This is a genomic window from Mumia zhuanghuii, from assembly GCF_042681565.1.
Classification (GTDB): Bacteria; Actinomycetota; Actinomycetes; order Propionibacteriales; family Nocardioidaceae; genus Mumia.
In genome coordinates this window covers 1657398-1684343 of sequence record NZ_JBHUFT010000008.1, presented here as the reverse complement: position 1 = coordinate 1684343, position 26946 = coordinate 1657398, and the positions used below count along the sequence as shown (strand labels likewise).

28 protein-coding genes and 1 riboswitch are annotated in these 26946 nt (G+C 71.0%); of the genes, 9 read left to right on the top strand and 19 right to left on the bottom strand.

Annotated features, from left to right (window positions below):
- Positions 1 to 6 precede the first annotated feature (6 nt).
- From ACFSDF_RS16575 to ACFSDF_RS16565, 3 genes are all read right to left on the bottom strand, one after another.
- The gene (locus ACFSDF_RS16575; RefSeq protein ID WP_167003748.1) at positions 7 to 1107 is read right to left on the bottom strand and encodes a branched-chain amino acid aminotransferase; all 1101 of its coding nucleotides are present in this window, start codon (positions 1105 to 1107) and stop codon (positions 7 to 9) included.
- Between the two features lie 50 nt (positions 1108 to 1157).
- A complete protein-coding gene (locus tag ACFSDF_RS16570; protein WP_167003750.1) occupies positions 1158 to 2222 on the bottom strand; it encodes a 3-isopropylmalate dehydrogenase in 1065 nt (354 codons plus the stop codon).
- A gap of 70 nt (positions 2223 to 2292) precedes the next feature.
- Complete coding sequence (locus tag ACFSDF_RS16565) at positions 2293 to 2445, bottom strand: hypothetical protein (RefSeq protein WP_167003752.1); 153 nt, start codon at positions 2443 to 2445, stop codon at positions 2293 to 2295.
- 316 nt (positions 2446 to 2761) lie between these two features.
- Between ACFSDF_RS16565 and ACFSDF_RS16560 the strand changes: the two genes are divergently transcribed.
- Positions 2762 to 3325 (top strand): O-methyltransferase, encoded by a 564-nt coding sequence (locus ACFSDF_RS16560; protein ID WP_167003754.1) that lies wholly within the window; start codon positions 2762 to 2764, stop codon positions 3323 to 3325.
- Between the two features lie 10 nt (positions 3326 to 3335).
- Here the strand turns inward: ACFSDF_RS16560 and yczE are convergent, their stop codons facing one another.
- Positions 3336 to 4004 carry a membrane protein YczE gene (gene yczE, locus ACFSDF_RS16555; protein ID WP_167003756.1) on the bottom strand — a complete coding sequence of 223 codons (669 nt, stop codon included), beginning with the start codon at positions 4002 to 4004 and terminating at the stop codon, positions 3336 to 3338.
- A 62-nt stretch (positions 4005 to 4066) separates the two neighbouring features.
- On the opposite strand from yczE, the gene yczR reads away from it, so the two are divergent.
- The 3 genes from yczR to ACFSDF_RS16540 are packed head-to-tail and all read left to right on the top strand — an operon-like array spanning position 4067 to position 7197.
- Positions 4067 to 5506 (top strand): MocR-like transcription factor YczR, encoded by a 1440-nt coding sequence (gene yczR / locus ACFSDF_RS16550; protein WP_167003758.1) that lies wholly within the window; start codon positions 4067 to 4069, stop codon positions 5504 to 5506.
- A gap of 42 nt (positions 5507 to 5548) precedes the next feature.
- The gene (locus ACFSDF_RS16545) at positions 5549 to 6115 is read left to right on the top strand and encodes an RNA polymerase sigma factor (protein ID WP_167003760.1); all 567 of its coding nucleotides are present in this window, start codon (positions 5549 to 5551) and stop codon (positions 6113 to 6115) included.
- Complete coding sequence (locus tag ACFSDF_RS16540; protein ID WP_167003762.1) at positions 6112 to 7197, top strand: hypothetical protein; 1086 nt, start codon at positions 6112 to 6114, stop codon at positions 7195 to 7197. Before ACFSDF_RS16545 ends, ACFSDF_RS16540 begins: the two co-directional genes overlap by 4 nt.
- A 21-nt stretch (positions 7198 to 7218) precedes the next feature.
- Here ACFSDF_RS16540 and ACFSDF_RS16535 read toward each other — a convergent pair whose 3' ends face one another.
- The 8 genes from ACFSDF_RS16535 to ilvD all read right to left on the bottom strand — a co-directional run bounded on the left by ACFSDF_RS16535 (position 7219) and on the right by ilvD (position 16014).
- Entirely contained in the window at positions 7219 to 7887 is a 669-nt protein-coding gene (locus ACFSDF_RS16535) for a TenA family protein (protein ID WP_167003764.1), read from the bottom strand.
- A complete protein-coding gene (thiD, locus tag ACFSDF_RS16530) occupies positions 7884 to 8687 on the bottom strand; it encodes a bifunctional hydroxymethylpyrimidine kinase/phosphomethylpyrimidine kinase (RefSeq protein ID WP_243842975.1) in 804 nt (267 codons plus the stop codon). The genes ACFSDF_RS16535 and thiD overlap by 4 nt, the downstream gene beginning before the upstream one ends.
- Positions 8684 to 9349 (bottom strand): thiamine phosphate synthase, encoded by a 666-nt coding sequence (thiE, locus tag ACFSDF_RS16525; protein ID WP_167003766.1) that lies wholly within the window; start codon positions 9347 to 9349, stop codon positions 8684 to 8686. Before thiE ends, thiD begins: the two co-directional genes overlap by 4 nt.
- Entirely contained in the window at positions 9349 to 10140 is a 792-nt protein-coding gene (gene thiM / locus ACFSDF_RS16520; RefSeq protein ID WP_167003768.1) for a hydroxyethylthiazole kinase, read from the bottom strand. Before thiM ends, thiE begins: the two co-directional genes overlap by 1 nt.
- Positions 10129 to 10220: riboswitch (TPP riboswitch) on the bottom strand. Its footprint overlaps the gene before it by 12 nt.
- Positions 10221 to 10523: 303 nt before the next feature.
- The gene (gene ilvC / locus ACFSDF_RS16515; RefSeq protein WP_167003770.1) at positions 10524 to 11552 is read right to left on the bottom strand and encodes a ketol-acid reductoisomerase; all 1029 of its coding nucleotides are present in this window, start codon (positions 11550 to 11552) and stop codon (positions 10524 to 10526) included.
- Positions 11553 to 11637: 85 nt separating this feature from the next.
- Positions 11638 to 12174 (bottom strand): acetolactate synthase small subunit, encoded by a 537-nt coding sequence (gene ilvN / locus ACFSDF_RS16510; protein ID WP_167003773.1) that lies wholly within the window; start codon positions 12172 to 12174, stop codon positions 11638 to 11640.
- A gap of 4 nt (positions 12175 to 12178) precedes the next feature.
- Positions 12179 to 13933 carry an acetolactate synthase large subunit gene (locus ACFSDF_RS16505; protein WP_243842976.1) on the bottom strand — a complete coding sequence of 585 codons (1755 nt, stop codon included), beginning with the start codon at positions 13931 to 13933 and terminating at the stop codon, positions 12179 to 12181.
- A 392-nt stretch (positions 13934 to 14325) separates the two neighbouring features.
- Entirely contained in the window at positions 14326 to 16014 is a 1689-nt protein-coding gene (gene ilvD / locus ACFSDF_RS16500) for a dihydroxy-acid dehydratase (RefSeq protein ID WP_167003776.1), read from the bottom strand.
- Positions 16015 to 16152: 138 nt separating this feature from the next.
- On the opposite strand from ilvD, the gene ACFSDF_RS16495 reads away from it, so the two are divergent.
- Positions 16153 to 16569 (top strand): DUF4234 domain-containing protein, encoded by a 417-nt coding sequence (locus ACFSDF_RS16495; RefSeq protein ID WP_208322363.1) that lies wholly within the window; start codon positions 16153 to 16155, stop codon positions 16567 to 16569.
- Between the two features lie 64 nt (positions 16570 to 16633).
- On the opposite strand, the gene ACFSDF_RS16490 is transcribed toward ACFSDF_RS16495, so the two are convergent.
- The 3 genes from ACFSDF_RS16490 to ACFSDF_RS16480 all read right to left on the bottom strand — a co-directional run bounded on the left by ACFSDF_RS16490 (position 16634) and on the right by ACFSDF_RS16480 (position 19003).
- On the bottom strand, positions 16634 to 17197 hold the full coding sequence (locus tag ACFSDF_RS16490) for a hypothetical protein (RefSeq protein ID WP_208322364.1): 564 nt from the start codon (positions 17195 to 17197) through the stop codon (positions 16634 to 16636).
- A 13-nt stretch (positions 17198 to 17210) separates the two neighbouring features.
- Entirely contained in the window at positions 17211 to 17816 is a 606-nt protein-coding gene (locus ACFSDF_RS16485; protein WP_167003778.1) for a hypothetical protein, read from the bottom strand.
- Positions 17817 to 17917: 101 nt separating this feature from the next.
- Positions 17918 to 19003, bottom strand: coding sequence for a sialidase family protein (locus ACFSDF_RS16480; protein ID WP_167003779.1), 1086 nt, complete (start codon positions 19001 to 19003; stop codon positions 17918 to 17920).
- Positions 19004 to 19055: 52 nt separating this feature from the next.
- On the opposite strand from ACFSDF_RS16480, the gene ACFSDF_RS16475 reads away from it, so the two are divergent.
- Genes ACFSDF_RS16475 through ACFSDF_RS16465 form a run of 3 tightly spaced genes read left to right on the top strand, consistent with a single transcriptional unit; the run spans position 19056 to position 21453 of the window.
- Positions 19056 to 19631 carry a PadR family transcriptional regulator gene (locus tag ACFSDF_RS16475; protein WP_167003781.1) on the top strand — a complete coding sequence of 192 codons (576 nt, stop codon included), beginning with the start codon at positions 19056 to 19058 and terminating at the stop codon, positions 19629 to 19631.
- A gap of 39 nt (positions 19632 to 19670) precedes the next feature.
- Positions 19671 to 20570 carry an ATP-grasp domain-containing protein gene (locus tag ACFSDF_RS16470; protein WP_182397095.1) on the top strand — a complete coding sequence of 300 codons (900 nt, stop codon included), beginning with the start codon at positions 19671 to 19673 and terminating at the stop codon, positions 20568 to 20570.
- A gap of 25 nt (positions 20571 to 20595) precedes the next feature.
- A complete protein-coding gene (locus ACFSDF_RS16465; RefSeq protein WP_167003783.1) occupies positions 20596 to 21453 on the top strand; it encodes an oxygenase MpaB family protein in 858 nt (285 codons plus the stop codon).
- A gap of 37 nt (positions 21454 to 21490) precedes the next feature.
- On the opposite strand, the gene ACFSDF_RS16460 is transcribed toward ACFSDF_RS16465, so the two are convergent.
- Positions 21491 to 22408: a 2-hydroxyacid dehydrogenase gene (locus ACFSDF_RS16460; RefSeq protein ID WP_167003786.1), complete on the bottom strand. Its 918-nt coding sequence runs from the start codon at positions 22406 to 22408 to the stop codon at positions 21491 to 21493.
- A gap of 114 nt (positions 22409 to 22522) precedes the next feature.
- On the opposite strand from ACFSDF_RS16460, the gene ACFSDF_RS16455 reads away from it, so the two are divergent.
- A complete protein-coding gene (locus tag ACFSDF_RS16455; protein WP_167003788.1) occupies positions 22523 to 23386 on the top strand; it encodes an alpha/beta fold hydrolase in 864 nt (287 codons plus the stop codon).
- A 136-nt stretch (positions 23387 to 23522) separates the two neighbouring features.
- Here ACFSDF_RS16455 and gatB read toward each other — a convergent pair whose 3' ends face one another.
- From gatB to gatC, 3 genes are read right to left on the bottom strand one after another with little or no spacing between them, the layout of a single operon-like run.
- Positions 23523 to 25037, bottom strand: coding sequence for an Asp-tRNA(Asn)/Glu-tRNA(Gln) amidotransferase subunit GatB (gene gatB, locus ACFSDF_RS16450; RefSeq protein WP_377158351.1), 1515 nt, complete (start codon positions 25035 to 25037; stop codon positions 23523 to 23525).
- On the bottom strand, positions 25034 to 26572 hold the full coding sequence (gene gatA / locus ACFSDF_RS16445) for an Asp-tRNA(Asn)/Glu-tRNA(Gln) amidotransferase subunit GatA (RefSeq protein ID WP_377158349.1): 1539 nt from the start codon (positions 26570 to 26572) through the stop codon (positions 25034 to 25036). The genes gatB and gatA overlap by 4 nt, the downstream gene beginning before the upstream one ends.
- Positions 26569 to 26871 (bottom strand): Asp-tRNA(Asn)/Glu-tRNA(Gln) amidotransferase subunit GatC, encoded by a 303-nt coding sequence (gatC, locus tag ACFSDF_RS16440; RefSeq protein ID WP_167003794.1) that lies wholly within the window; start codon positions 26869 to 26871, stop codon positions 26569 to 26571. The genes gatA and gatC overlap by 4 nt, the downstream gene beginning before the upstream one ends.
- Positions 26872 to 26946 lie beyond the last annotated feature (75 nt).

Genomic DNA, 26946 nt, shown 5'->3' with positions numbered 1-26946 from the left:
GCGCGATCAGACGACGCGGTGCATCCAGTCGTGGGTGTCGGGCGTACGGCCGTACTGCAGGTCGATGAGCGCCTCGCGGATCGCCATCGTGACCTTGCCGCCGTCGCCCTCGCTGCTCACGACCTCGCCACCGTCCCAGCGCAGCGCGCCGACCGGCGTGACGACCGCAGCAGTCCCGCACGCGAACACCTCGGTCACACGCCCGCTCGAGACACCGTCGATCCACTCGTCGATGCTGAAGCGGCGGTGCTCGACGGTGTGGCCGAGGTCGGCCGCGATGGTGCCGAGCGCGTCACGCGTGATGCCCTCGAGGATGGAGTCGCTCGCCGGCGTCACGATGGTGCCGTCGTCGTGGACGAAATAGAGGTTCATCCCGCCGAGCTCCTCGATGTAGGTGTGCTGCTCGGAGTCGAGGAACACCACCTGGTCGCAGCCGTGCTCGGCCGCGATCTGCTGAGGAAGCAGGCTCGACGCGTAGTTGCCGCCGCACTTCGCCGCACCCGTGCCGCCGGCGCCCGCGCGGGCGTACTCGCGCGAGAGCCAGATGTTGACAGGCTTGACGCCGCCGGCGAAGTAGGCACCGGCGGGCGAGGCGATCACGCAGTACGTGACGTGCTTGCTCGGCCGCACACCGAGAAACGCCTCGGAGGCGAACATGAACGGGCGCAGGTAGAGGCTTGTCTCTCCCCCGGTCGGGACCCACGCGCGGTCGGCCTGGACGAGGGCGTCGATCGAGCCGACGAACCAGTCGACGGGCAGCTCGGGGAGCGCGAGGCGGTGCGCGGAGCGCTGGAACCGCTCGGCGTTGGCGTCCGGACGGAACGTCCAGACCGAGCCGTCGGCGTGCGCGTACGCCTTGAGGCCCTCGAAGATCTCCTGCGCGTAGTGCAGGACGGCAGTCGCCGGATCGAGCTGCAGCGGGCCGTACGGCTTGACCGTCGGAGCGGCCCATCCGGTCTCGGGCGTCCACTCGGCGGTGAACATGTGATCGGTGAAGTGCAGCCCGAACCCGGGGTTGGCAAGGATCTCGGCGCGACGCTGCTCAGGCACGGGCGAAGGCGTCGGCTCCAGCGCGTACGAGAACGTGGCGTCGGCGGAGGTGGTCATGATTGGCACGGTACTTGACCTAACGGTGCGGTGACGAGAGGGGATGTGGGTCACACCCCTGATACGTCACCGGCCACGCGCGCCGCGATGGCCTCCCCCACCTCCTTGGTGCTGCGCTTGCCCGTACGAGCGCTGATGTCGGCGGCGATCGCACGGTCGATCTGCGCGGCGGCCTCGGGAAGCCCGAGGTGGTCGAGCAGCAGTGCGACGGAGCCGATCGCGGCCGTCGGGTCGGCGATGCCCTGCCCGGCGATGTCGGGCGCGGAGCCGTGGACCGGCTCGAACATGCTCGGTGCCGTACGGCTGGGGTTGATGTTGCCGCTCGCCGCAAGGCCGATGCCACCGGAGATGGCGCCGGCGAGGTCGGTGAGGATGTCGCCGAACAGGTTGTCGGTGACGATCACGTCGAAGCGCGCCGGGTCGGTGACGAAGAAGATCGTCGCGGCGTCGACGTGGAGGTAGTCCACGGTGACCTCGGGGAATTCCGGGGCGACGGCGTCGACGATGCGCGACCAGAGGCTTCCGGAGTGGACGAGGACGTTGGTCTTGTGGACCAGCGTGAGCTTCTTGCGACGGGCCTGCGCACGGGCGAAGGCGTCGCGGACGACACGCTCGACCCCGAAGGCGGTGTTGAGGCTGACCTCGGTCGCCACCTCGTGAGGCGTGTCGGCCCGGAGCCGGCCGCCGTTGCCGACGTACGGGCCCTCGGTGCCCTCGCGGACCACGACGAAGTCGACGTCGCCGGGGTTGCGGAGCGGGGAATCGACCTGTGAGTGCGTCTTCGTGGGACGGAGGTTCACGTAGTGGTCGAGCTCGAAGCGAAGACGGAGGAGCAGGTTGCGCTCCAGGAGTCCGGCGGGCAGTCGGGGATCGCCCGGCTTGCCACCGATCGCGCCGAGAAGGATCGCGTCGTGGCTGCGGATCTCGGCCAGCGTCGCGTCAGGCAGGACCTCTCCCGTGTCGAGGTAGTGCTCGGCACCGAGCACGTACGTCGTCTGCGCGAACGTCACGTCGTGGGCGCGCGCGACCTCGTCGAGGACGCGGGTCGCCTCGGAGACGACCTCGGGGCCGATCCCGTCTCCGGGGATCACGGCCAGGGAGAAGCTGCGTGTCATGTCTCGTACTCTACTCACACGGGTCCCAGCATCTGATACTGGGATCTCACCATCTGGTCAGGCCGGGCGGTCAGTTGTCGTCCGGTCGCGGCCCGCCGTTGTCGCGCAGGTCGAGCGCGGTCTGGACGGGGTTGCGCGGACCTTCGTCGCGCCCCTCGTCGTTCCAGGCACTCTCGGACCAGTGACGGCTCGGGCCCCACTCTGAGTACTGCATCTCGTACATCGGTCTCTCCTGTTCGGGATAGGCGTGCGTTCGCCTGAAAGGAAGCGGCGGCCGAAAGGCAGAAGAACCGATTCCCCGAATGGGAGGAGGTCAAGAGTGGTGCTGCGGGATCCTCGCTGCGGGTAGTCGGCCAACGCCAAGCACCGCGGCGAGGTGTCGGCCTAAGTGGCCCCGCCGCGGCAAATGAGGAATACGACCTGTGTCCGCATGATGCCGACGACTTTAAGCGGGCTCTCGCGATCACGCCACCAGTTCTGGCAATGATCTCGATGACTGAGACTCTTGTCCGGCCTCTGACATGTGAAAGACTCGTCATGTGAGCGCCCCCACCGAAGTACCTCTCCTCGTCGCGCGCGCCCTCGATCTCTCGAGGCGCAAGGGCTTCATCACGGCCACGCGCAACGAGACCGGCCGACTGCTGGCAGCGCTCGCCGCGTCCCGTACGGGCACCCTCGCCGAGCTCGGCACAGGCTGCGGCGTCGGATCGGCCTGGCTGTCGAGCGGCGTCGCGAAGGGCTCCCACATCGTCAGCGCCGAGCTCGACCCCACGCTCGCCGAGGCCGTCCAGGACCTGTTCTCCGACACGCCGGCGATCGAGGTGACCTCAGGCGACTGGAGCTCCCTCGAGCAGCACGCGCCGTTCTCGCTGCTGTTCGTCGATGTCCGCGACGTCAAGCGCAGTGTCGACGTCGTCGCCGACCTGATGGAGCCGGGCGGGATCGTCGTGCTCGATGACTTCACTCCGTCGTTCACCTGGCCCCCGATCTACGAGGGCCGCGTCGACGTCGTGCGCGAGCAGTGGCTGACCGACGAGCGCTTCATCTCCGTCGAGGTCATGGTCGCCGAGGACGCCTCGGTCATCCTCGCGACCCGCATCTGAGACATTCGGGTCAAGCGGGCTCGGGCGCGATCTCCGGCTCACGCATCTGCACCTGGACGAGCGGCAGGAACGCCTGGACGAGCGGGCCGATCGCGAGCGCATAGAGCACGGTGCCCACCCCGACGGTCCCGCCGAGCACCCAGCCGAGAGCGAGCACGGCGATCTCGACCGACGTCCGCATCAGCCGCACGCTGTACCCCGTACGACGGACGAGTCCCAAAAAGAGTCCGTCGCGGGGCCCGGGACCGAGGTGCGCGCCGATGTAGAGCGCGCCGGCGAGACCGTTGAGCACGACGCCGGCGACCAGCATCACGGCACGAAGCCCGAGAGAGTCCGGCTGCTCGAGGAGCCACAGGCCCTGGTCGACGGCGACGCCGATGAGGATCACGTTGAGGATCGTGCCGACGCCCGGCCATTGCCGCAGAGGGATCCACAGCAGCAAGACGAGGGCGCCGACGAGGATGGTGATCTGGCCGAAGGTGAGCGGCAGATAGCGTGTCAGCCCTTCGTGGAAGACGTCCCACGGGTCCAGGCCGAGGCCCGCCTCGATCATCAGCGACATCGACCAGCCATAGAGCATCAGTCCGAACACCAGCTGCGGGAGCCTCCGTCCGAGACCGCCCGAGCGGAGCTGTTCGAGCGGTGAGGCGGAGATCGGGGTGTAAGGAGCGCGGGCCATAGCGCCATCATGAGGCTTGACTGGACTACCTTTCGATAGCCAATCGTGGCAGATTGGCCTACATGGCCACCGCCAATCTCTCCGCCAGCCGCTTGCACGCGCTGCTCGACCTTGCTCCAGAGGACCCTCCGGGCTATCGCGAGCTGGCCGACCTCGTCCGGCTCCTCGTCCTGGACGGACGCATCCCTGCCGGGACCCGCCTGCCGAGCGAGCGTGAGCTCACCGCCGCACTCCCCGTCAGCCGCACGACGGTCACCCGCGCGTACGGGGTTCTGCGCGAGGCCGGGCTGCTGGTCTCGCGCCGCGGCTCGGGAAGCGTCGTCGCCCTCCCCCGCGGCACCCGCCCTCCGTACATGCCTCCCGCCGGTTCGAGCATGGTCGGCTGGACGATCGCCGCCGGCCAGGCCGCCCCGGGAGTCGGGCTGGCGTACGGGCGCGCGCTGGAGCAGCTCCCGGAGTACCTCGCGCAGACCGGGTACGAGACGGTCGGCGTGCCGGTGCTGCGCGAGCTGGTCGCGCAGCGCTATGCCGAGCGCGGGCTGCCGACCGATCCCGACCAGATCCTCATCACCTCCGGCGCACAGTCGGCGCTCAACCTCGTCGCCCGTACCCTCGCCACGCGGGGCGACCGGGTCGCGGTGGAGAGCCCGACCTACCCCAACGCGATCGACTCGTTGCGCCGGAGTGGCCTGCGCGTCGTCGGGGTCCCGCACGACGGCCACCGGCTCGACCTCGATGCGCTGGCGGCAGCCGTACGGGCGGCTCCGGTCGCCTGGGCGTACCTGATCCCCGACTTCCAGAACCCGACCGGCGCCCTCATGGACGACGTCACGCGTCACGAGGTGGCATCGATCCTGCGTCGCTCGACGACCACGCCGATCGTCGACGAGACCATGGCCGAGCTCGCCCTTGACGTCGACGAGCGTGCGATGCCGGTCCCGCTAGCCGCGCACCATCCCGGCGCGATCACCCTCGGGTCCGCGAGCAAGACGTTCTGGGGAGGGCTGCGCATCGGGTGGATCCGCGCACCGCATGCGGTCGTCCCACGACTCGTCGCGGCGCGCGAGACGTTCGACATCGGGACGCCGGTGCTCGAGCAGCTGGCGGTCGCCGAGCTGCTGCGCGTCCGCGAGGAGCTGCTCGACGGCCGGCGCGAACGGCTCCGCGCACGGCGCGAGGAGCTCACCGCGGCGCTGCGCGAGCGCCTTCCGGACTGGGGGCTCAACTCCCCCGTCGGTGGCCTGTCGCTGTGGATCCGCCTGCCCTCGCGTGCGTCGAGCCGCCTCGCGGTCGCTGCGGAAGCGCATGACCTGCTGCTCACTGCGGGGCCACGGTTCTTCCCCGACGGGGGCGGCGAGACCTCGCTGCGGCTCCCGTACGCCCGCACCGCCGAGCACCTCGCGGACGCCGTCGACCGCCTCGCGCTCGCGTGGGAGACGGTGCTCGCTGGCCGCGCGACACCGACGGCACCGCCTCGCCGCCGCCCCGCGCTGACGGCGTAGTCGGTGTCACGATCGGCTATGCGCCGGACATGAAGTGACGTGATGAACCCCGACCCGGCTCGCGAGGAGCGCTTTCGCGAGCTCTACGCCGCCCACTTCGACGCGCTCCTCGCGTACGCCGTACGCCGCACGCGTCACCCTGACGATGCTGCCGACCTCGTCGCGGAGACGTTCCTCGTCGCCTGGCGGCGCATGGACACGATGCCGGCCGGGGAGGACAGCCGCCTGTGGCTGTACGTGGTCGCCCGCCACGTCCGCTCCAACGCCGAACGCAGCGGGCGGCGCCGCGAGCGCCTCGGCGAGCGACTGCGTCAGCAGCTGACGGACGCGTTCACTCCCGACCCTGCCAACCATGTCACCGAGCGCGCAGCCGTACGCGCTGCCCTGCAACGACTGGCAGCAGGCGACCGCGAGCTCCTGATGCTGTCGGCATGGGAGGGTCTCGAGCCCCGCGAGATCGCCCACGTCCTCGACATCAGCCCCACCGCCGTACGGACCCGTCTGTCGCGCGCCCGCCGAAGGCTCCGCGATGCCCTCGGTGACGCCGACCCCGTTGCCGGACACGAGATGAGCATCCGCACCGTACCCAGTCCCGAGGAGGGATCATGAACGACAACGACTTCGACCTCGACCGTCTGCTGGGCGCCGCCGACCCGTACGTCGACACCGCGCTGCTTGATCTGCACGGAGCCGACCGCGCGCTCCTGGAGGAGATCGTGACCGCCGATCCGCAGCAGTCACAACGGTCACAGCGATCCCGGCGGCTGCCGCTGGCGGGGGTGGTCGCGACTGCCGCCGTCCTCACCGCCGCCCTGGTGGTCCCCGCCTGGGTGGGCTCGGGCGGCGATCCGGAGACGACACCGGCCGCACCTCCGAGTTCCTCCGAGCCGCCCGTGGTCACGGCCCCCGTCACCTACGCTGCTGCCGTCGTGGAGGTCGCCCGCCGCCAGCCGCGCCTGCTGATCGGCGAGCCCGGCTGGAAAGCGGCCCACGTCTACGGGTTCCGCGCCGACGAGGGCACGATCGTCTTCGCGAACGGCGAGCGCGAGCTCGACATGACGTGGTACCCCGCCGACAGTTACGACGGCTACTACGAGGATCGGCTCGACGTCTCCGAGCCGACGCCGTTCTCGATCGACGGGCAGGAAGGCAGTGAGTTCCGGTACTCGTCCAAGGACATCGCCGTGATGCTCCGACCGTCCGGCGGCACGTTCTCCGAGATCCGCACGGGCATCGCCGGGTGGAAGGACCGTGCAGAGATCGCCGCGGTCCTGCGCACCATACGAGCAGTCTCGGTCGAGGAGTGGCTCGCGGCGATGCCGCCCGAGATCGTCACACCCGACAAGGCGTCAAAGGTGGTCGGCGAGCTCCTCACCGGGGTGCCCATCCCGCCGGGTCTCGACCGTGCGGCGCTCGACGACCTCGGCACGAACGACCGCTACCAGCTCAGCGCCCAGGTGCTCGAGCCGGTCGTGTGCGGCTGGGTCCGCGAGCTCCAGCGCGCCGAAGAGGCCGGAGACGCTCCTGCGAGGAAGGTCGCGGCCGACGCGCTGGCGAGCGGGCGCGACTGGCCGCTCCTCGCGCCGATGGACGCCGAGGGCGAGTACGCCGACGGGGTGCGGGCGGTGGCCGACGCCGTCGCAGAGGGCGTCCAGACGATCAAGATCCGCGAGATGTCCGGCTGTCAGTGAAGGCTCGCGGGCGCGGGGAGGTCAGGCCGTCGGCCAGGTCTCTCCGCGCCAGGAGGCGTCCCAGAACATCCACTCGAACCGCGTCGCCCGGGCGTACGCGGCAAGCATCTCCGTACGGCGCTCGGGCGTCGCCGCCTCTGCGAGGCGATCGGTCCACCCCTCTGCACGTGTGACGGCGGCGTCGAAGGCGGGGTCGGAGTAGGTGTCGATCCAAGCGCGGTACGGATGCGCCGGATCGGTCGCCTGCGCAGCGATCGCGCGCCCCACCTCCAGATAGACGCGGAAGCAGGGCAGCACTCCCGCAAGCCCGACCTCGACCGGCGCGTACGCGGCATCCGCGAGCAGCGTGCCGGCATACGCCCGACAGGTCGGCGTCGGCTCAGCGGCGTCCGGGCCGTCAGGATCGAGTCCGCGGGGCACGAGGAACTCCTCATGCATCAGCCGCTCTGCCTCGACCGCCTCGGCAGCCGCATGTGCGAGCCCCGCCGACAGCGCCGGATCGCCCGCACGCGCCGCCAGCATCGCGAGCGTGCTGCCGTATGACGTCAAGTAGTGGGCGTCGTCGAGCAGATAGCGCGCGAACACGTCCTCCGGCAGCGTGCCGTCCGCCAGTCCCGCGACGAACGGGTGCGCGAGGATCGCGTCGTACCAGCCGGCGACGTGCTTCCACGCCTCGTCGGAGAACGTCATCCGCGTGTCCTCCACAGGTGGTCGATCGGGCCGTGACCGTGCCCGACGGAGTGCGTCTCACCGCTGCGCAGCGCACCGGTGAGATAGTCCTTGGCCATCGCGACGGCGTCCCGCAACGGCATCCCGAGCGCGAGCCCGGAGGCGATCGCCGACGACAACGAGCACCCGGTGCCGTGCGTGTTCGGGGTGTCGATGCGCGGCGCCGCGTACGACCGCACACCCTCGGCGTCAGCCAGCACGTCCACGCTCTCGGCGCCGCCGAGGTGGCCGCCCTTGACCAGCACCGCCGCGGCGCCTCTCTCCCGCAGGGCGAGCGCCGCCGCCCCGAGGCCAGCGACGTCGGCCGCCTCCTCAGCTCCCACGAGCACCGCCGCCTCGGGCACGTTGGGCGTGACGACCGCGACCAGCGGCAGGAGTGTCGTCCGGATCGCGTCGATCGTGTCGACGGGGACCAGCCGGTCACCCGAAGTCGCCACCATCACCGGGTCGAGCACGACCGGCAGGTCAGCGGTACGGAGCACCTCCGCCACCGCAACGACCACGTCGGCGGTCCCGAGCATGCCGATCTTGATCGCGCCCACCTCGAGGTCGTCGAGGACCGCCCGGACCTGGTCTGCCACGAAGTCCGGCGGCACGGCGTGGATGCCGGTGACGCCACGGGTGTTCTGGACGGTCAGCGCCGTCAACGCCGCGGCCCCGTACACGCCCAGGGCGGACGCGGTCTTGAGGTCGGCCTGGATGCCCGCACCCCCCGACGGGTCGGAGCCGGCGATCGACAGCATGACGGGCACGGTGCTCACAGCTGGGCCTCCGGGCGGGCGGCGAGGGCGGTGTCGACGATGTCGCGCAGCGTACGGGCGGCTGCGCGCGGAGCGGGCGCCGCGCAGATCGCGGAGACGACGCAGATGCCGTCGGCGCCGGCGTCGATGACCGACGCGGCGTTCGACGCGGAGATGCCGCCGATCGCGACGAGCGGCAGGTCGGAGGGTACGAGGTCGCGCAGGCGGCGTACGCCGTCGAGTCCCCACGGCGCCGTCGTGTCGGTCTTCGTCGGCGTCGGCCACACCGGGCTCACCGCGAGATAGCTGCACGCGGCGAGAGCCTCCTCGTCGTCGAGCTGCTCGACGCGGTGCAGCGACCACCCGACCACGACGTCGTCGCCGAGCACCTCCCGCACTCGGGCGGGGTGGAGGTCGTCCGGGCCCACGTGGAGACCGGCACCAGGGACAGCACGCGCCGCCGAGAGGTCGTCGTTGAGGACGAACGACGCCCGGGCACCGACCCGCTCGGCGATCCGTGCCGCGAGTCGGACGCGGTCGTCGGTCGTCGCTGCCTTGTCGCGGAGCTGGACGGTCGTCACTCCTCCGTCGACCGCGTCAGCGACGACGTCGACGAGGTCAGCGCGGCCAGGCACCGCCCCGGTGACGAGATAGAGACGGACGTCTCCAGCCGGGCCGACCATCAGCGCGCGACGACCTCGGCGACCGCGTCGGACGACAGCGTGGACAGCGCGTCCAGCAGCCGCCAGCGCAGCGAGCCGGGCCCCTCGGCGAGCGGCGCGGCCTGCTCGACCGCGGCCGTCAGGATCGCCAGCGCACTCGCCGACGCCTCGAACGCGTCGTCGTGCACCGCGCACGCCGCACCAACCAGGGCGCTCGCCGAGCACCCGAGCGCCGTGATCATCGGCGCCCTCGCGTCGCCGCCGCGGATCTCGGCCGTACGGGTGCCGTCGGTGACGATGTCGACGGCGCCGGTCATCGCGACCACGGTCTCGAGCTTGGAGGCCAGCGCCTCGGCGTCCGTACGCACGTCGGCGGTGTCGGCATCAGCGTCGACCCCGCGCCCGGCGCCCGTCGATGTCGCGATCGCGAGGATCTCGCTCGCGTTGCCCCGGATCACGGTCGGCCGGTGCTCGATCAGGGCGGCGACGGACTCGCGCCGGTAGGCGGTGGCACCGACCGCGACCGGGTCGAGGATCCAGGGCTTGCCGGAGGCCGAGGCAACCTCGACCGCGGCGAGCATGCCGTCGACCCATGGCGGGGAGAGCGTGCCGATGTTGGCGACGACGGCCTGGGCGATGCCGGCGAACTCACCGGCCTCGCGGGCGTCATGGACCATCGCCGGCGACGCGCCTGCGGCGTTCAGCAGGTTCGCGGCGATGTCCATCGACACATAGTTCGTGATGACCTGCACCAGCGGGCCCTGCGCCCGGAGCTGGTCGTGGACGTGGGCAGCAGTACGTGGATCGAGCATCAGGCTCCCTCTCGCCGGTATGACCCGGATCAGGTTCGGCGGGTGTGTTCTCAGCCCTTCGGGCACCCCGGCCTTGCAACTGCTGGCGACGATAACAGAACGTGCCCGAGACCCTTCCGCGACGCCGCCTCGACCGCTAGCGTGCGGGCAACCCACCCGACTCCTTCCCCCGAGGGGTATGCATGGCTCCCGCCCGTCGCGTCCGCCGCGCGTGGCGCCGCGGAGGGGTGCGCGAGGTCTACCTCGCGTCCCGCCGTTGGCTCGCCCGCCTCATCTATCCAGGAGACATCCCTCCGCCCCGCCAACGACGACGGCGGTGAGCCAGGTCCCACGCCGGTGATGCGCGTGGGACCGGACTCACCGCCGGTCGGAACGTACGAGGGTCAGCGCGCTGCGGTGCCCTCGGTGTAGTCGTCGTCGGCGCTCTTGACCCACGACATGAGCTTGCGCAGCTCGCGGCCTGTGGCCTCGATCGGGTGCTGCTCGCCCTCGGCACGGAGCTTCTTGAACTCCGGCGCACCGGCGTCCTGGTCGGCGATGAAGCGCTCGGCGAACGCGCCGTTCTTGATGTCGTCCAGGACGGCCTTCATGTTGTCCTTGACACGCGCGTCGACGACCCGCGGGCCCGACACGTAGTCGCCGTACTCGGCGGTGTCGGAGACCGACCAACGCTGCTTGGCGATGCCGCCCTCGTACATGAGGTCGACGATCAGCTTCAGCTCGTGGAGGCACTCGAAGTAGGCGACCTCCGGCTGGTAGCCAGCCTCGGTCAGCGTCTCGAAGCCCGCCTGGACCAGCGCGGACACGCCGCCGCAGAGGACGGCCTGCTCGCCGAAGAGATCGGTCTCGGTCTCCTCGGTGAAGGTCGTCTTGATGCCGCCGGCGCGCAGGCCGCCGATCGCCTTGGCGTACGAGAGGACCAGCGGCCAGGCGTTGCCGGTCGCGTCCTGCTCGACGGCGACGAGCACGGGGACACCGCGACCCTCGACGTACTCGCGGCGGACCAGGTGACCGGGGCCCTTCGGCGCGATCATGCCGACGTCGACACCGGCCGGCGGCTTCACGTAGCCGTAGCGGATGTTGAAGCCGTGGCCGAAGATCAGCGCGTCGCCGTCGTTGAGGTTCGGCTCGATGGCCTCGGCATACAGCGAGCGCTGGGCCGGGTCTGGTGCGAGGACGACGATGACGTCGGCCTCGGCGACGGCCTCGGCGGGCGTGAGGACACGCAGGCCCTCGGCCTCGGCCTTGGCGCGGCTCTTCGATCCCTCGGGCAGGCCGACGCGGACGTCGACGCCGGAGTCGCGCAGCGACAGCGCGTGGGCGTGGCCCTGGCTGCCGTAGCCGAGGACGGCCACGCTGCGGCCTTGGATCACGCCCAGGTCGGCGTCGTCATCGTAGAACAGCTCAGGCACGGGGTAACTCCTTCTTGGTGGTGCCGAGTGACACCTGTCGGTGCCGGTGGTTGAGTCAGGTGCGGCCGTGGGTACGACCGTACGCTCAGGCGGTCTGGCTGGACCCGCCGGGGACAGCGCGCAGAGTGCGGTCGGTGATCGACCGCCCGCCGCGGCCGATCGCGACCCGCCCGGACTGGGCGATCTCGCGGATGCCGAACGGCTCGAGCACCCTCAGCATCGCTGAGAGCTTGCCCGGGTCGCCCGTCGCTTCGATGGTGACGGCGTCGACCGCCACGTCGACGACCTTCGCCCGGAACAGCTGGACGGTCTCGAGGACCTGCCCGCGGGTCTGGCCGTCGGCGCGGACCTTGATCAGCATCAGCTCGCGCTCGACCGCCACGGACGGCTCGAGCTCGACGATCTTGAGCACGTTCACGAGCTTGTTGAGCTGCTTGGTGACCTGCTCGAGCGGCAGCTCGTCGACGTTCACGACGATCGTCATGCGCGAGATCTCGGGGATCTCGGTCTGCCCGACCGCGAGCGACTCGATGTTGAAGCCGCGACGCATGAACAGGCTCGCGACGCGGGCGAGGACACCGGGGGTGTTCTCGACCAGGACTGACAGGGTGTGCTTGCTCATCAGGTCAGAGCTCCTCGTCGCCGAAGTCGGGCGCCATGTCGCGCGCGATCTGGATCAGGTCGTTGCTGACGCCGGCCGGAACCATCGGCCACACCATCGCGTCGCGGTGGACCACGAAGTCGATGACGACGGGCACGTCGGTGATCGACATCGCCTTCGCGATCACGTCGTCGAGGTCGTCGGGGCTCTCGCAGCGCAGACCCACGCACCCGTACGCGTCGGCGAGCTTGACGAAGTCGGGGATCCGGGCGGCGTCCGGGCCGGTCTGCAGGTCGGTGTTGGAGTAGCGGCCCTCATAGAAGAGGGTCTGCCACTGCCGCACCATGCCGAGCGACGAGTTGTTGATGATCGCGACCTTGATCGGGATGCCCTCGAGCGCGCAGGTGGCAAGCTCCTGGTTGGTCATCTGGAAGCACCCGTCGCCGTCGATCGCCCACACGACCTCGCCCGGTCGAGCGACCTGGGCACCCATCGCCGCGGGGACGGAGAAACCCATGGTGCCCATGCCGCCGGAGTTGATCCAGCGGGCGGGACGCTCGTGGCCGATGAAGTTGGCGGCCCACATCTGGTGCTGGCCGACGCCGGCGGTGTACGTGGCGTCCGGGCCGGCGATCTCGCCGATGCGCTGGATCACCCGCTGCGGCGACATCGAGCCGTCGGTGGGCTCGTCGTACCCCAGCGGCCAGCGCTGCGCCACGTCCTGCATGTGCGCGCTCCACGCGGAGTAGTCGGCAGGCTTCTCGGCGTACTCGGCCTGCAGCGCGACCACGAGGTCGGCAATGACCTCGCGGGCGTCGCCGACGATCGGCACGTCCGCCGTGCGGTTCTTGGAGATCTCGGCAGGGTCGATGTCGGCGTGGATGACCTTGGCGTCCGGGGCGAACGACGCGAGCTCACCGGTCACGCGGTCGTCGAAGCGCGCGCCGAGCGAGATCAGCAGGTCGCTCTTCTGGAGCGCGCCGACGGCCGCCACCGTGCCGTGCATGCCCGGCATGCCGAGGTGCAGCGGGTGGCTGTCGGGGAACACGCCGCGCGCCATCAAGGTGGTGACCACGGGGATGCCGGTCATCTCGGCGAGCACCTTGAGCTCGGTGGACGCGTTGGCCTTGACGACGCCGCCACCCACGTACAGGACGGGGCGCTGTGCCTCGGCGATCAGTCGCGCCGCCTCGCGCACCTGCTTGCCGTGCGGCTTGGTCGTCGGGCGGTATCCCGGCAGCTGGACCTCGGTCGGCCACGTGAAGGTCGTCAGCGCCTGGAGGGCGTCCTTGGAGATGTCCACGAGGACCGGCCCGGGGCGTCCGGTCGAGGCGATGTGGAACGCCTCGGCGACCGCGCGCGGGATCTCGGCCGGGTCGGTCACGAGGAAGCTGTGCTTGGTGATCGGCATCGTGATGCCGCGGATGTCGGCCTCCTGGAAGGCGTCCGTCCCGATCGCGCGGCTCGGGACCTGACCGGTGACGGCGACGATCGGCACAGAGTCCATGTAGGCGTCGGCGATGGCGGTGACGAGGTTCGTCGCGCCCGGTCCGGAGGTCGCCATGCAGACGCCGACGCGGCCGCTGGCGACGGCATAGCCTTGGGCTGCGTGGCCCGCACCCTGCTCGTGACGTACGAGGATGTGGCGGATCTTCTCGGAGTCCATCAACGGGTCGTACGCCGGAAGGATCGCCCCTCCCGGGATACCGAAGACGACCTCGACCCCGGCGTGCTCCAACGCCCGGACGAGACTTTGAGCCCCGGTGATCTGCTCGCTCATCGCTGTCCCTTCATGCCGACCGGCTCGGCGCCGGTACATCGGGTCGGGCGGGTGCCCTCGTGCGGCTGACTGCTTGCTCGTGATGCCGTCTTCTCGACAAGGCTGCGCTTGGCAAGAAAAAACCCCTCGGCCCGCATGGGCATTCGAGGGGTGACGCGGGACCGGGAGGCCGGTCGCGCGTCAGTGACGTACGAGAAGGAGGTTGCGCACGAGTCAAGAGTGCGCGAACCGTCCGAAAGGGTCAAGCCAGGCTCCAGCCCGTCTCGCATCATGAGATCGCCGTCCCACATCGCGGCGCGTCCACGCCAGTCCCCCGGAACGACGATGCATTCCGACCACGGACAGGTCGGAACGCATCGTCGTGCAGCAGGGTCGTATGGGGGTCGTACGCGTCAGCCGAGGACGGCGCCGTCGGCCGCGGAGCCCACGAGCTTGGCGTACTTCGCGAGCACCCCGCGCGGCGGGACGACGGGGAGCTTCGGGGTCCAGCCCACCTTGCGGCGCTCGAGCTCGTCGGGGTCGATCTCGACGTCGAGGCGGCGGTTGGCCACGTCGAGCGTGATCGGGTCGCCGTCCGTGACGAACGCGATCGGCCCCCCGTCGACGGCTTCGGGGGCGACGTGCCCGACGCACAGACCGGTGGTGCCACCGGAGAAGCGCCCGTCGGTGAGGAGCAGGACGTCCTTGCCGAGACCGGCACCCTTGATCGCACCGGTGATCGCGAGCATCTCGCGCATGCCGGGGCCGCCCTTGGGGCCCTCGTACCGGATGACGACGACGTCGCCCGCGGCCACGGTGCCGTCGGCGAGCGCGGCCATCGCGGCCTTCTCACCGTCGAACACGCGGGCGGTGCCGGTGAACACGGACTCGTCGAAGCCCGCGCTCTTGACGACCGCACCCTCCGGCGCGAGCGTGCCCTCGAGGATCGTGAGGCCACCGGTGGCGTGGATCGGGTTGTCGAGCTTGCGGATGACGTCACCGTCGACGGAAGTGGTGACGAGCTCGGCGAGGTTCTCGGCCATCGTCTTGCCGGTGACGGTGAGGGTGTCGCCGTTCATGAGCCCGGCGTCGAGCAGCGCCTTCATGATCACGGGGATGCCGCCGACCTTGTCGACGTCGTTCATCACGTAGCGGCCGAACGGCTTGAGGTCGCCCAGGTGCGGGACCTTCTCGCCGATGCGGACGAAGTCTTCGAGCGTCAGGTCGACCTCGGCCTCACGCGCGATCGCGAGGAGGTGCAGCACCGCGTTGGTCGAGCCACCGAGCGCCATGACGACGGCGATCGCGTTCTCGAAGGCGGGCTTGGTCATGATCTGGCGCGCCGTGATGCCCTGGCGGAGCAGGTTGACGACGGCCTCGCCGGAGCGGCGGGCGAACCCGTCGCGCCGGCTGTCCACGGCCGGCGGCGCGGCCGATCCCGGGAGGGACATGCCGAGGGCTTCGGCGACCGACGCCATCGTGTTGGCGGTGTACATGCCACCGCAGGCACCCTCGCCCGGACAGATCGCCCGCTCGATGCGGTCGACCTCGTCGCGCGAGATGAGGCCCTTGAGGCACGCGCCGACGGCCTCGAAGGCGTCGATGATCGTGACGTCCTTGCCGTCGACCTGCCCCGGCATCGTCGAGCCCGCGTACAGGAACACGCTGGACAGGTCGAGGCGTGCCGCCGCCATGAGCATGCCCGGCAGGCTCTTGTCGCAGCCGGCCAGCAGCACCGAGCCGTCGAGCCGCTCGGCCATCATCACGGTCTCGACCGAGTCGGCGATGACCTCGCGCGACACGAGCGAGTAGTGCATGCCCTCGTGGCCCATCGAGATGCCGTCGGAGACCGAGATCGTGCCGAACTCCAGCGGATAGCCGCCGGCCGCGTGCACGCCGTTCTTCACCGCGTCCGAGAGCCGGTCGAGGGAGAGGTTGCAGGGCGTGATCTCGTTCCAGCTGGACGCGACGCCGATCTGGGGCTTCTCCCAGTCTTCGTCTCCCATGCCGACGGCTCGGAGCATGCCGCGCGACGCGGCGCTCTCCAGTCCGTCGGTCACGTCACGGCTGCGCGGCTTGATGTCGGGGGTCTCGGAGGCCATGCCCGCAAGATTACGACCGCCGCGCACCCCACGGCGCCGCGGGACCGCTCCGCGAGAACCATTCGTACGAAAACCTTCCCCAGCGACCTCCCCAACCGCTACGGTCCGTCCGACCCCGCACTTCAATGAAGGACGATCGTGAACGACACCCCCACCCAGAACGCTCCCGCACCCCCGACAGCTGCCCCCGTCGGCACCCCGACCGGCAAGATCCGCTCCACCGGCGTCTGCATCCTGCTGACGATCGTCACCCTCGGTATCTACACGTGGGTGTGGTGGTTCAAGACCCACAGCGAGATGAAGCGGCACAGCGGCGTCGGCGTCGGCGGCGGCGTCGCGCTCCTGCTCGCGCTGTTCGTCCCGTTCGTCCTGGCCTTCGTCACCTCGAGTGAGGTGGGCGGCCTGTACGAGCGCCGCGGCGAGCGCAAGCCCGTCGGAGGCGCGACCGGCCTCTGGTACTTCCCGGGCAGCTTCATCATCGTCGGCCCGATCGTGTGGTTCGTGAAGACCAACGGCGCGCTCAACGCCTACTGGCGCTCGCTCGGCACGGTCTGACGCACAGACTCTGAGCGCTCGGGCCCGGCGCCTCCCTCCGGAGGCGCCGGGCTGGCGTCTTCGCTCAGCGCACGCCCACGACGTACGGGGCGAAGGCGACGTACACGCATGCCACAGCCCAGATCACGCTCACCATCGTCCCGATGATGAAGCGCTCGGCGGCGCCCGAGTGCGGCGTCCCACCGGTCTCCTGCGCCCGCAGTTCGGGATAGCGGCCGAGGCCCTTCACGGCGAGCACGATCGCCACCCCCTCGGGCCAGCGCGCGGCGAGCGCCCCAAACACCGCGAGGCGCTCGAGCGCGCCGATCCACGCGCCGCCGCGCAGGACGTCCGCGGCGGCCTTGACCGTGGCGCCCTCGCCGACCGCCGGCCGCGCGGAGTCGATGACCTCGAACGCCGCGGTCGTGACGACCGCTCCCCCGCAGACGGCGAGCACGAGCGCGAACAGCACCATCACGTCGTGCCGCGAGCCGGTGACCGGATCCTCGAAGATCGTCGCCACCACCGCGAGGGCGAGGGCGACGGCCAGACCAGCGCCCGTCACCACCCGCACCGTCGTCGTACGGGCGAACGCCCATCCGACCAGGCCGACCGCGGCTGCGGCGATCACGATCACGTACGCGGTCATCGGGGGTCCGTCCTCATCGGCTCGCCTTCTGCTCGGGGTCGCTCGCGGCCAGCAGGTGCGCGGCGAGCGTACGGCCCCGGCGCTCTTCGGTCCACCCCGCGACCGCGAGCCGGCGGCTCATCGCCTGGGCGGAGATGCCGAGCGCGGACGCGGCGTCGCGCTGGGTGAGGTCGCCCGACGCCATGGCGTCGACCGCTTCCCAGCCCGCCTCGCTGCGGCGACCCAGCAGGCTCGCGAGCAGCCACAGCGCGGCCTCGGCATCGTCGGCGGGCTCGGCGTCCTCGGCACGGACCGCGACCGGCTGCGGCTCGGACTTGGCGCGCTCGACGGCCGTACGGGCACGCACGTACGCGGGGCCGCGGCCCGCTCGGGTCGTCTCGGGGAGCGGTCCCTCGACCTCGCCGACACCGACGCCGATCCACCACCGGCCGTCGCGCAGCGCGTGGGCGATGATCCGGACGACGTCCTCCGGATCATCGAGCAGGCCTTGGACCTCGTCGCCCGCCGTACGTTCGAAGGCCCGCACGGGTTGAGCGACCGACTCGAGGCCGTCCAGGAGCTCGGGCACGGCGTCGTGGCCGCGGCGACTGTCGCGCTGGTCGAGCGTCATCACATACATGACGTGACCCCCTCGTCAATGGCTAGACATTGATCGTGATGAATCAAGCATGCGCGCTTGATCGTACGAAATCAAGCCTTAGCCATTGACCGTGCGGTCGTTCAGAGCAGCGCAGCGCGAACGCTCATCACGTCCGGCAGGTGAGCCGCCACCTCCCGCCACGACTCCCCCTCGTCCTCGCTCGCGTAGACCGAGCCGTCGCGCGCGCCGAGATAGAGCCCCGCAGACAGGCCGTTCGAAGGCCCGTCGTCGGCGCTGAACGCGTCGCGCATCACCGCGGCGTACGAGGTGTCGGGGAGCCCCTTGCCGAGCTCGCGCCACGTCGTGCCCGCGTCGTCGGAGCGCCACACGCGCGGCGCCCCACCCGGCGGCATGCGATCGGAGTCGGCCACCAGCGGGAACACGTACACGGTCTCAGGGCGCCCCGGGTGCACGACGATCGGGAAGCCGAAGTCGCTCGGCAGCCCGTCCGCGATCGACGTCCACGAGTCGCCGCCGTCGTCCGAGCGATAGACCCCGTGGTGGTTCTGCGCGAAGAGCACGTCCGGCCGCGCGGGGTGCATCGCGACCTTGTGGACGCACTGGCCGAACTCCGGCCACGGGTCGGGGAGGAAGTAGGCCTTGATGCCCGTGTTGTACGGCGACCACGACGCGCCGCCGTCCTCGGTGCGATAGACACCGCCCGTCGACATCGCGACCGTGACCCGCTCGGGATCGGTCGGGTCGGGCACGATCGTGTGGATCGCCTGGCCCCCGAACCCCGCACCCCACTCCGGGCGGTGCGGGTGGTCCCACAGGCCCTGCACGAGCGAGAACGTCTCGCCGCGGTCGGTCGACCGGAACAGCGCGGACGGCTGCGTCCCCGCCCAAACCTCGTCCGGCTGCGAGCCCGGCGTCAGCTGCCACACCTGCTCGAGCGCAGTGTCGGTCCCCTCGGGGAAGCGGATGCCGCCGCCGTTCGTCTCCGACCAGGTCGCCCCGAGGTCGTCGGACCAGCTCACTTGCGGGCCCCAGTGCTCGCTCATCGTGCCGACCAGCAGCCGAGGCTTGTCGCCACGGGTGTCGATGCACGTCGCGTAGACCGCGGTCATCGGGAAGAGCGGCCCCTCGAGCTCCCACGAGACCCGGTCACCCGACCGGCCGATCCACAGGCCCTTGCGCGTCCCGATCAGCAGCACCGCATCCATCGCGCCCTCCTCGTACGATATTCCTAATTGGAATACTCGCTACGCTAAGGACATGGCGGCAGACCTGTCAACGACCTCGTACGCACTCCTCGGCCTGCTCGCGCTCGATCCCGACGACGACCCCGAGGGCCTGACCGGGTACGAGCTCAAGCAGCGCTGCGACCAGACCATGCGCTACTACTGGGTCTCCCCCGCGACCAGCCAGGTCTACACCGAGCTCGCGCGCCTCGCCCGGCTCGGCCTCGTGGACGCCACGGACGCGGGCAACGTGCGCCGGAGCACCCGCCGGTACGCGTTGAACACCGCTGGTCGCGAGCGCCTGCTCACCTGGCTCACGACCAGCGAGCCCGACTTCCCGGTGCTCAAGCACCCGGTCGCCCTGCGCCTGATGTTCGGCCACATGGTCGGACCCGAGCAGGTCGAGCAGTGGCTCTCCACCTACATCGCGCAGCTCGAGGAGCGGACCGCCGACCTGCGGGCAGTGCGCGAGATGCTCGGCGACGACCCCCGGCGGCGCTCTCCGGCACGCGTCGCGGAGTGGGGACTGGCCTACTTCGCGAGCGAGTCCGCCATCTCCCACGACCTTCGCAAGCAGGTGGCCGACGGCGACGGGGGGGCCGTCACGTAGCGTCAGACCCGCCCCTGCAGTCCCGTACGAAGGAACACCGTGGCCCTCATCGCCCTGGCCAGCGCCGCCTCCACGACCGACGATCCCGAGATCAAGCTGCTGAGCGAAGCGCTCGGCGCCCTCGGCCACGAGGTCAGCGTCGAGGTCTGGGACGACCCGGACGTCGACTGGCACCGCTACGCGTTGACGGTCGTACGGACCACCTGGGACTACACGCCCCGCCGCGACGAGTTCCTCACCTGGGCACGTCAGGTGCCACGCCTGCGCAACCGCGCCGACGTCCTCACCTGGAACACCCACAAGACCTATCTGCGCGACCTCGCCGTCCACGGCTGCCCCGTCATCCCGACGGCGTGGGACGTGACGGACGAGGAGGCCCTCGTCGGACACGCGACCGCGCTCGGGATCGCCGTCGACGGTGTCGAATGGGTCGTGAAGCCGGCGGTGTCCGCGGGCTCGGCCGACACCGCGCGCTGGGCGGACCCCGCCGATGCGCTCGAGCACAGCCGCGCCCTCGTCGGGGCCGGACGGACGTCGATGCTCCAGCCGTACGTCGCCTCCGTCGACACCGAGGGCGAGACCGCGGTGCTGTTCGCTGGCGGCGAGTACTCGCACGCGGTCGTCAAGGGGGCGATGCTCGCTCCTGGCGAGGGCGTGCGCGAGGTCCGCGACGCCCGTGAGCGGATCACGCCGACGACGGCGACGACCGACCAGCTCCGCGTCGCGGCCGAGGCCCTGCGGGCGGCTCGCAAGTCGCTCGGCGGGGGCATCGACCTGCTGTACGCCCGGGTCGATCTCGTCACCGGGCCCGACGGCAAGCCTCAGGTCATCGAGCTCGAGCTGACCGAGCCGGCGCTCTTCCTGCCATACGTCGACGGCGCAGCGGAGACCTTCGCGCGCGCGGTCACGGTGTCGGTGGCCTCGATGGGCCGGGTCTGACAGCGAGCACCCGTAGGCTGGCTCCATGGGTGTCCGAGAGGTGCTCGCCGAGGCGGTCTTCGCCAGGATCGCCGGCGACGACGGCGAGGGACGGCGCGCCCGGATCCACGGTGCAGAAGGGCCGCGCCGCTTCGGCCCCGACGACCCGATCTGGACCGTCCACGGGGACGCGTCGATGTTCGTCGGCGGGATCCGCGCGCTGCTCCTCCAGTCGCTGCACCCGCTCGCGATGGCCGCCGTCGACCAGCACTCCGGCTATCGCGGCGACCCCTGGGGCCGGCTGCAGCGGACGAGCGGCTTCCTCGCGGAGACGACGTTCGGCACGCTCGAGACGTCCGAGCGGGCGGTGCGCATCGTCCGCGCGATCCACGGGCGGGTCCACGGCACCGCGCCGGACGGGCGTCCGTACGCCGCCGACGACCCGCACCTCCTGACCTGGGTGCACGTCGCGGAGGTCGACAGCTTTTTGCGTGCGCACGACCGGTACGGGGCGCGCCGCCTGACCTCCGCGGAGCGCGACACCTACCTCGCGCAGGCCGCGGAGGTCGCGTACGCGCTCGGCGCCGATGACCCACCGACCGACACCGAGGGACTGCGGGAGCGGATCGAGGCGTACCGGCCCGAGCTCGCCTCGACGCCCGCGGCCAGGGAGGCGGCGCGGTTCATCCTGCTGACCCCGCCCGTGCCGTGGTCATTGCGCGCCGGCTATACCGCGCTCGGCGCCGCAGCGGTCGGCCTGCTGCCGGTGTGGGCGCGTGCGCCGCTGCGCCTCCCGTGGCTCCCGATCACGGAGGCGACCGCGTTCCGCGTCGCCGGCGGCGCGGCGACGAGCACGATCCGCTGGGCGATGCGGCCGCCCGAGCTACCGTCGCCGGTCGACTAGCCCGAGCCGCTCGGCGAGGACGTATCGAGACCACCCGTCAGCGCGGCCGCGCCACCGGGTTGAGCAGCTCCTCGCCCGCCGCCAGCCGCCGTACCTGCTCACGCACCAGCGCCAGGACGCGCGGGCGCATGGCCGTCGTCCCTCCGGCGACGTGGGGGCTGATGAGGACGCCGGGCGCAGCCCAGAGCGGGTGACCAGCAGGGAGCGGCTCCGGATCGGTGACGTCGAGGGCCGCGCGCAGGCGCCCGGTCTCGAGCTCGGCCAGGAGCGCATCGGTGTCGACGACCGGACCGCGGGCGATGTTGACCAGCAGCGCGCCGTCCTTCATCGCGGCGAGGAACCCGGCGTCGGCGAGGTGACGCGTCTGGTCGGTCAGTGGCGTCAGCAGGACGACCACATCGGCGTGCGGGAGCAATTCAGGCAGCTCGGTGGTCGCGTGGACGCCGTCGCGGGGGTGGCGGGCGACCCGGACGACCTCGACCTCGAAGCCCGCGAGCCGACGCTCGAGCGCCTGGCCGATGCTGCCGTACCCGACGATCATGACGGTCTTGTCGGCGAGCGCGTCCCACCACCGGTACGCCAGCCAGCGCTGCTCGTCCTGCGCACGGACGAACGCAGGGATGCCGCGCAGCGCGGCGATGATGAGCCCGACACCGAGCTCGGCCGTCGCCGCGTCGTGGACGCCGCGAGCGTTGCACAGCGTCACCCCGGCGGGGATCTGGGCGGCGATGCCGTCCGTACCGGCGGACTGCGCCTGGACCACCTCGAGGCGCGGCATCCGGCTGATCGTCGCGCGCAGGTCGGCCGACAGCACGTACGGGAGCACCCACATCGTCACGTCGGCGAGCACGTCGTCGGGCGGCAGGTCGGCGGTCGCGCCGGAGTACGAGACGACGTCGACGCCGGGCGGGACCTCGAAGGCGTCGGCGGGGAACGGAGACAGGACGAGCGGCATGGTGGACACCCTAGAGCCGGCGTACTGACACCAAAACTGTGACAGCGGTGATGTAACGTCGGAGCGGTGGGCGCGCAGGGTTCAGCGGAACAGGCACGGGAGCAGAGACAGGTCGTGCACCGGGACGTCCTCAGCGACGACGGCACCCGCATCCGCGCGTGGACCAATCGCGCCGAAGGACCGACCGTGCTGCTCTGCAACGGCCTCGGCACCAGCCCGTACGCCTGGCCGGCGCTGCTCGATCCGGGCTGCGGCGTCCGCGTGGTGTCGTGGTACCACCGCGGGATCGGCGGGTCCGAGCGTCCGCGTGACCGCTCCCGCGTCGACATCGACGCGCACCTCGAAGACGCGCACGCGGTGATGCGCGCGTTCGCGATCGACCACGCGACGGTGGTGGGCTGGTCGATCGGGGTCAATCTCGCGTTCGAGCTCGCCGTGCGATGGCCGGAGCGCGTCGATGCCGTGCTCGGGGTGGCGGGCGTGCCCGGCGACACGTTCGCGACCATGCTCGGCCCGGCACGCCTCCCGAGACCCGTCGCCCGTGCGACCACCGTCTCGGCTGCGCGGCTGGTCCAGGTCGCCGGGGCGGCGCTCAACCCGCTCACGCAGCGGCTGCACCGCGTCCCGTACCTCTTCGACGCCGCCCGCTACACCGGGCTGATGCTCCCTCGTGCCGAGCCCGCAGCGGCGGCCGAAACGCTCAAGGCGTTCTTCGAGCTCGACTGGCGCTGGTACATGCACCTCGCCCTGCACCTGGCGCGGCACGAACGCGTGAGTCTGTCGAAGGTCACCCAGCCGACGACGCTGGTCGGGGCCCGCTGGGACGTCTTCGCTGGAGCGCGCCAGATGCGCAGCGCGGCGGCGCGCATCACCGGCGCCCGGTACGTCGAGCTCGACGCCTCGCACTTCGTCGCGCTCGAGCACCCCGATGCCGTGCACGCCGAACTCCTCGCGCTCCTCCGCCGGGTCACTCCCTAGCGCCCCCGGGTCACTCCCTAGCACCGCGGGGTCACTGAGTCGCGCCGCCGGGTCACGGACCCGCGGGCCGCAGAAACCGACCCGCGGGCCGCAGAAACCGACCCGGGGGCCGCAGGGACCGACCCGGGGCGAGGGGTTAGGCGAGCTTCTCGAGGATCAGCTCGCGCACGCGCCCGGCGTCGGCCTGGCCGCGCATCTCCTTCATGACCGCGCCAATCAGCGCACCCGCAGCGGCGACCTTGCCGTCGCGGATCTTGGCAGCGACGTCCGGGTTGGCCTCGACCGCGCGATCGACCGCGGCGGCGAGCGCACCGTCGTCCGACACGACCTCGAGCCCTCGCGCGGCGACGATCTCCTCGGGCGTCCCTTCACCGGCCACGAGCCCGTCGAAGACCTGACGCGCCAGCTTGTCGTTGATGCGCTTGGCATCGACGAGCGCCTGCACCTCCGCGACCTGTACGGGGGTGACGCCCAGCTCGTCGATCGGCGCGCCCGTGTCGTTCGCACGACGTGCGAGCTCGCCGAGCCACCACTTGCGGGCCGACGTCGGCGTGGCGCCAGCGGCGACCGTCGCCTCGATGAGGTCGAGTGCACCCGCGCCCACGACGTCACGCATCTCGAGATCGGAGTAGCCCCACTCGCCCTGCAGCCGCGCGCGGCGCTCGGCGGGCGGCTCGGGCAAAGTCGCCCGCAGCTCCTCGACCCACGCCTCGGACGGCGCGACCGGGACCAGGTCGGGCTCGGGGAAGTAGCGGTAGTCCTCAGCGTCCGACTTCTCGCGACCCGAGGTCGTCACGCCGGTGTCCTCGTGCCAGTGGCGCGTCTCCTGGACGATCTTCTGGCCCGCGTCGAGGATGCCCGCGTGACGCTCGACCTCGTAGCGGACCGCCCGCTCGACCGAACGCAGCGAGTTGACGTTCTTGGTCTCGGACCGCGTGCCGAACACGTCGGCGTCCTTGCGCATCAGCGACAGGTTGACGTCGCAGCGCATCGAGCCCTGCTCCATGCGCGCGTCGGAGACGTCGAGCGCCTTGACCAGCTCGCGCAGCGAGGCGACGTACGCCCGAGCGACCTGCGGCGCGTACTTCCCTGCACCGACGATCGGCTTCGTGACGACCTCGATCAGCGGGATGCCCGCACGGTTGTAGTCGACCAGCGAGTAGTCGGCGCCGTGGATGCGGCCGGTCGCACCGCCGACGTGCAGCGACTTGCCGGTGTCCTCCTCCATGTGCGCACGCTCGATGTCGACGCGGAAGACCTGCGGCCCCTCGTCGGTCTCGATCGTCACGTCGGTCCAGCCCTCGAAGCAGATCGGCTCGTCGTACTGCGAGGTCTGGAAGTTCTTCGGCATGTCCGGATAGAAGTAGTTCTTGCGCGCGAAGCGCGACCACGGCGCGATCGAGCAGTTGAGCGCGAGGCCGATCCGGATCGCCGACTCGACGGCCTTGCCGTTGACGACAGGCAGCGCGCCCGGCAGACCCAGGCAGGTCGGGCAGACCTGTGTGTTGGGCTCCGCGCCGAACACCGTCGAGCAGCCGCAGAACATCTTGGACGCGGTGTTGAGCTCGACGTGCACCTCGAGCCCCATCACGGGGTCGTACGTCTCGAGCGCCTGGTCGAACGGGACCAGCTCGGTACGGGTGGCGGTCATCGGGTCTCCTCCTTCGAGGACACGGTCTCGGAGGTCGCAGCCAGCTCGGGCGCACGGCTCAGCAGCGGCGCTCCCCACTGCTCGAGCAGCATCCGCTCGAGGGCGGCGCCGACGTTGTAGAGACGGTCGTCGGCCATCGCCGGAGCGAGCACTTGGAGACCGACGGGCAGTCCGTCCTCGTCGGTCACACCGACCGGGAGCGACAGGCCGGGGATGCCGGCGAGGTTGGCCGGGATCGTGGCGACGTCCTGCAGGTACATCGACATCGGGTCGTCGAGCTTGCTCCCGAGCGGGAACGCCGTCGTCGGCGTCGTCGGCGAGACAAGCACGTCCACCTGCTCGAAGGCGCGAGCGAAATCCTGCGCGATGAGCGTACGGACCTTCTGGGCGGAGCCGTAGTAGGCGTCGTAGTAGCCGCTCGACAGCGCGTATGTGCCGATGATGATGCGGCGCTTCACCTCGTCACCGAAGCCGGCCTCGCGGGTCGCCGCCATCACCTGCTCGGCGCTCGGCGCGGCCACGCCCTGCGGGTTGATCCGCAGGCCGTATCGCATCGCGTCGAACTTGGCGAGGTTGCTGGACGCCTCCGCCGGGAGGATCAGGTAGTACGTCGACAGCGCGTACGTGAAGCTCGGGCACGAGACCTCGACGATCTCGGCGCCGGCCTTCGTCAGCAGCGCGATCGCCTCGTCGAACCGGGCGCGTACGCCGGGCTGGTAACCCTCGCCGCCGAGCTCGCGGACGATCCCGATCCGCAGACCCGAGACGTCAGCGCGGCGGGCCGCCTCGATGACGGGCGGGACGGGGGCGTCGATGCTGGTCGAGTCGAGCGGGTCGTGGCCGCCGATCAGGTCGTGCAGCAGCGCCGCGTCGAGCACGGTACGGGTGACCGGGCCCGCCTGGTCCAGCGACGAGGCCAGCGCGATCAGGCCGTAGCGCGACACGCCTCCGTACGTCGGCTTCACACCGACTGTGCCGGTGACGGCGGCGGGCTGACGGATCGAGCCGCCGGTGTCGGTGCCGATCGCGAGCGGAGCCTCGTACGCTCCGACAGCGGCGGCCGAGCCACCTCCGGAACCACCGGGGATGCGGTCGCGGTCCCAGGGGTTGCGGGTCGGTCCGTACGCGGAGTGCTCGGTGGACGACCCCATCGCGAACTCGTCCATGTTGGTCTTGCCGAGGATCGGCAGGCCCGCGGCGCGGATCCGGCGGGTGAGGAACGCGTCGTACGGCGGCACCCAGCCCTCGAGGATCTTGGAGCCCGCGGTGGTCGCGATGCCCTCGGTGGCGACGACGTCCTTGACGGCGATCGGCACACCGGCAAGCGGGTGGAGCTGTTCTCCCGCGGCACGGCGGGCGTCGACGTCACGCGCGGTCGCGAGCGCGCCCTCGGCGTCGAGCGCGAGGAAGGCGTTGAGGTCGCCGTCGACGGCGGCGATGCGGTCGAGGTGGTCCTGGGTGACCTCGGCGGACGAGACCTCACCCGCGGCCAGCTTGCCGGCGATCTCGGCGGCGCTCAGGCGGATGGTGCTCATGCTTCCTCCCCGAGGATCCGCGGCACCGCGAAGCGCTGCTGCTCGACTGCGGGAGCAGCGGCGAGCGCCTGCTCCGGGGTGAGGCCCGGCGTGACGACGTCGTCGCGGAACACGTTGGACAGCGGCACGGCGTGGGAGGTCGGCGGGACGTCGACGTCGGCCACCTCCGCAACCTGGGCGACCGACTCCAGGATGACCGTCAGCTCCGGGGTGAGCCGGTCGAGCTCGGCGTCGGTGAGGTCGATGCGCGCGAGGTTCGCCAGGTGGGCGACGTCAGCGCGCGAGATCCCGTCGGACAACGGAGAGTCCCTTCGAGCGTGGGTGGGGATTACCGATCCATCCTAGGGCGTCGGCCCTTGCCCTCGTCCTCGCAC

Coding starts and splice junctions, on each gene's coding strand:
- ACFSDF_RS16575 (WP_167003748.1), bottom strand. CDS start 1,107: ATGACCACCTCCGCCGACGCCACGTTCTCGTACGCGCTGGAGCCGACG.
- ACFSDF_RS16570 (WP_167003750.1), bottom strand. CDS start 2,222: ATGACACGCAGCTTCTCCCTGGCCGTGATCCCCGGAGACGGGATCGGC.
- ACFSDF_RS16565 (WP_167003752.1), bottom strand. CDS start 2,445: ATGTACGAGATGCAGTACTCAGAGTGGGGCCCGAGCCGTCACTGGTCC.
- yczE (WP_167003756.1), bottom strand. CDS start 4,004: ATGGCCCGCGCTCCTTACACCCCGATCTCCGCCTCACCGCTCGAACAG.
- yczR (WP_167003758.1), top strand. CDS start 4,067: ATGGCCACCGCCAATCTCTCCGCCAGCCGCTTGCACGCGCTGCTCGAC.
- ACFSDF_RS16545 (WP_167003760.1), top strand. CDS start 5,549: ATGAACCCCGACCCGGCTCGCGAGGAGCGCTTTCGCGAGCTCTACGCC.
- ACFSDF_RS16540 (WP_167003762.1), top strand. CDS start 6,112: ATGAACGACAACGACTTCGACCTCGACCGTCTGCTGGGCGCCGCCGAC.
- ACFSDF_RS16535 (WP_167003764.1), bottom strand. CDS start 7,887: ATGACGTTCTCCGACGAGGCGTGGAAGCACGTCGCCGGCTGGTACGAC.
- thiE (WP_167003766.1), bottom strand. CDS start 9,349: ATGGTCGGCCCGGCTGGAGACGTCCGTCTCTATCTCGTCACCGGGGCG.
- thiM (WP_167003768.1), bottom strand. CDS start 10,140: ATGCTCGATCCACGTACTGCTGCCCACGTCCACGACCAGCTCCGGGCG.
- ilvN (WP_167003773.1), bottom strand. CDS start 12,174: ATGAGCAAGCACACCCTGTCAGTCCTGGTCGAGAACACCCCCGGTGTC.
- ACFSDF_RS16505 (WP_243842976.1), bottom strand. CDS start 13,933: ATGAGCGAGCAGATCACCGGGGCTCAAAGTCTCGTCCGGGCGTTGGAG.
- ilvD (WP_167003776.1), bottom strand. CDS start 16,014: ATGGCCTCCGAGACCCCCGACATCAAGCCGCGCAGCCGTGACGTGACC.
- ACFSDF_RS16490 (WP_208322364.1), bottom strand. CDS start 17,197: ATGACCGCGTACGTGATCGTGATCGCCGCAGCCGCGGTCGGCCTGGTC.
- ACFSDF_RS16485 (WP_167003778.1), bottom strand. CDS start 17,816: ATGTATGTGATGACGCTCGACCAGCGCGACAGTCGCCGCGGCCACGAC.
- ACFSDF_RS16480 (WP_167003779.1), bottom strand. CDS start 19,003: ATGGATGCGGTGCTGCTGATCGGGACGCGCAAGGGCCTGTGGATCGGC.
- ACFSDF_RS16475 (WP_167003781.1), top strand. CDS start 19,056: ATGGCGGCAGACCTGTCAACGACCTCGTACGCACTCCTCGGCCTGCTC.
- ACFSDF_RS16465 (WP_167003783.1), top strand. CDS start 20,596: ATGGGTGTCCGAGAGGTGCTCGCCGAGGCGGTCTTCGCCAGGATCGCC.
- ACFSDF_RS16460 (WP_167003786.1), bottom strand. CDS start 22,408: ATGCCGCTCGTCCTGTCTCCGTTCCCCGCCGACGCCTTCGAGGTCCCG.
- gatB (WP_377158351.1), bottom strand. CDS start 25,037: ATGACCGCCACCCGTACCGAGCTGGTCCCGTTCGACCAGGCGCTCGAG.
- gatA (WP_377158349.1), bottom strand. CDS start 26,572: ATGAGCACCATCCGCCTGAGCGCCGCCGAGATCGCCGGCAAGCTGGCC.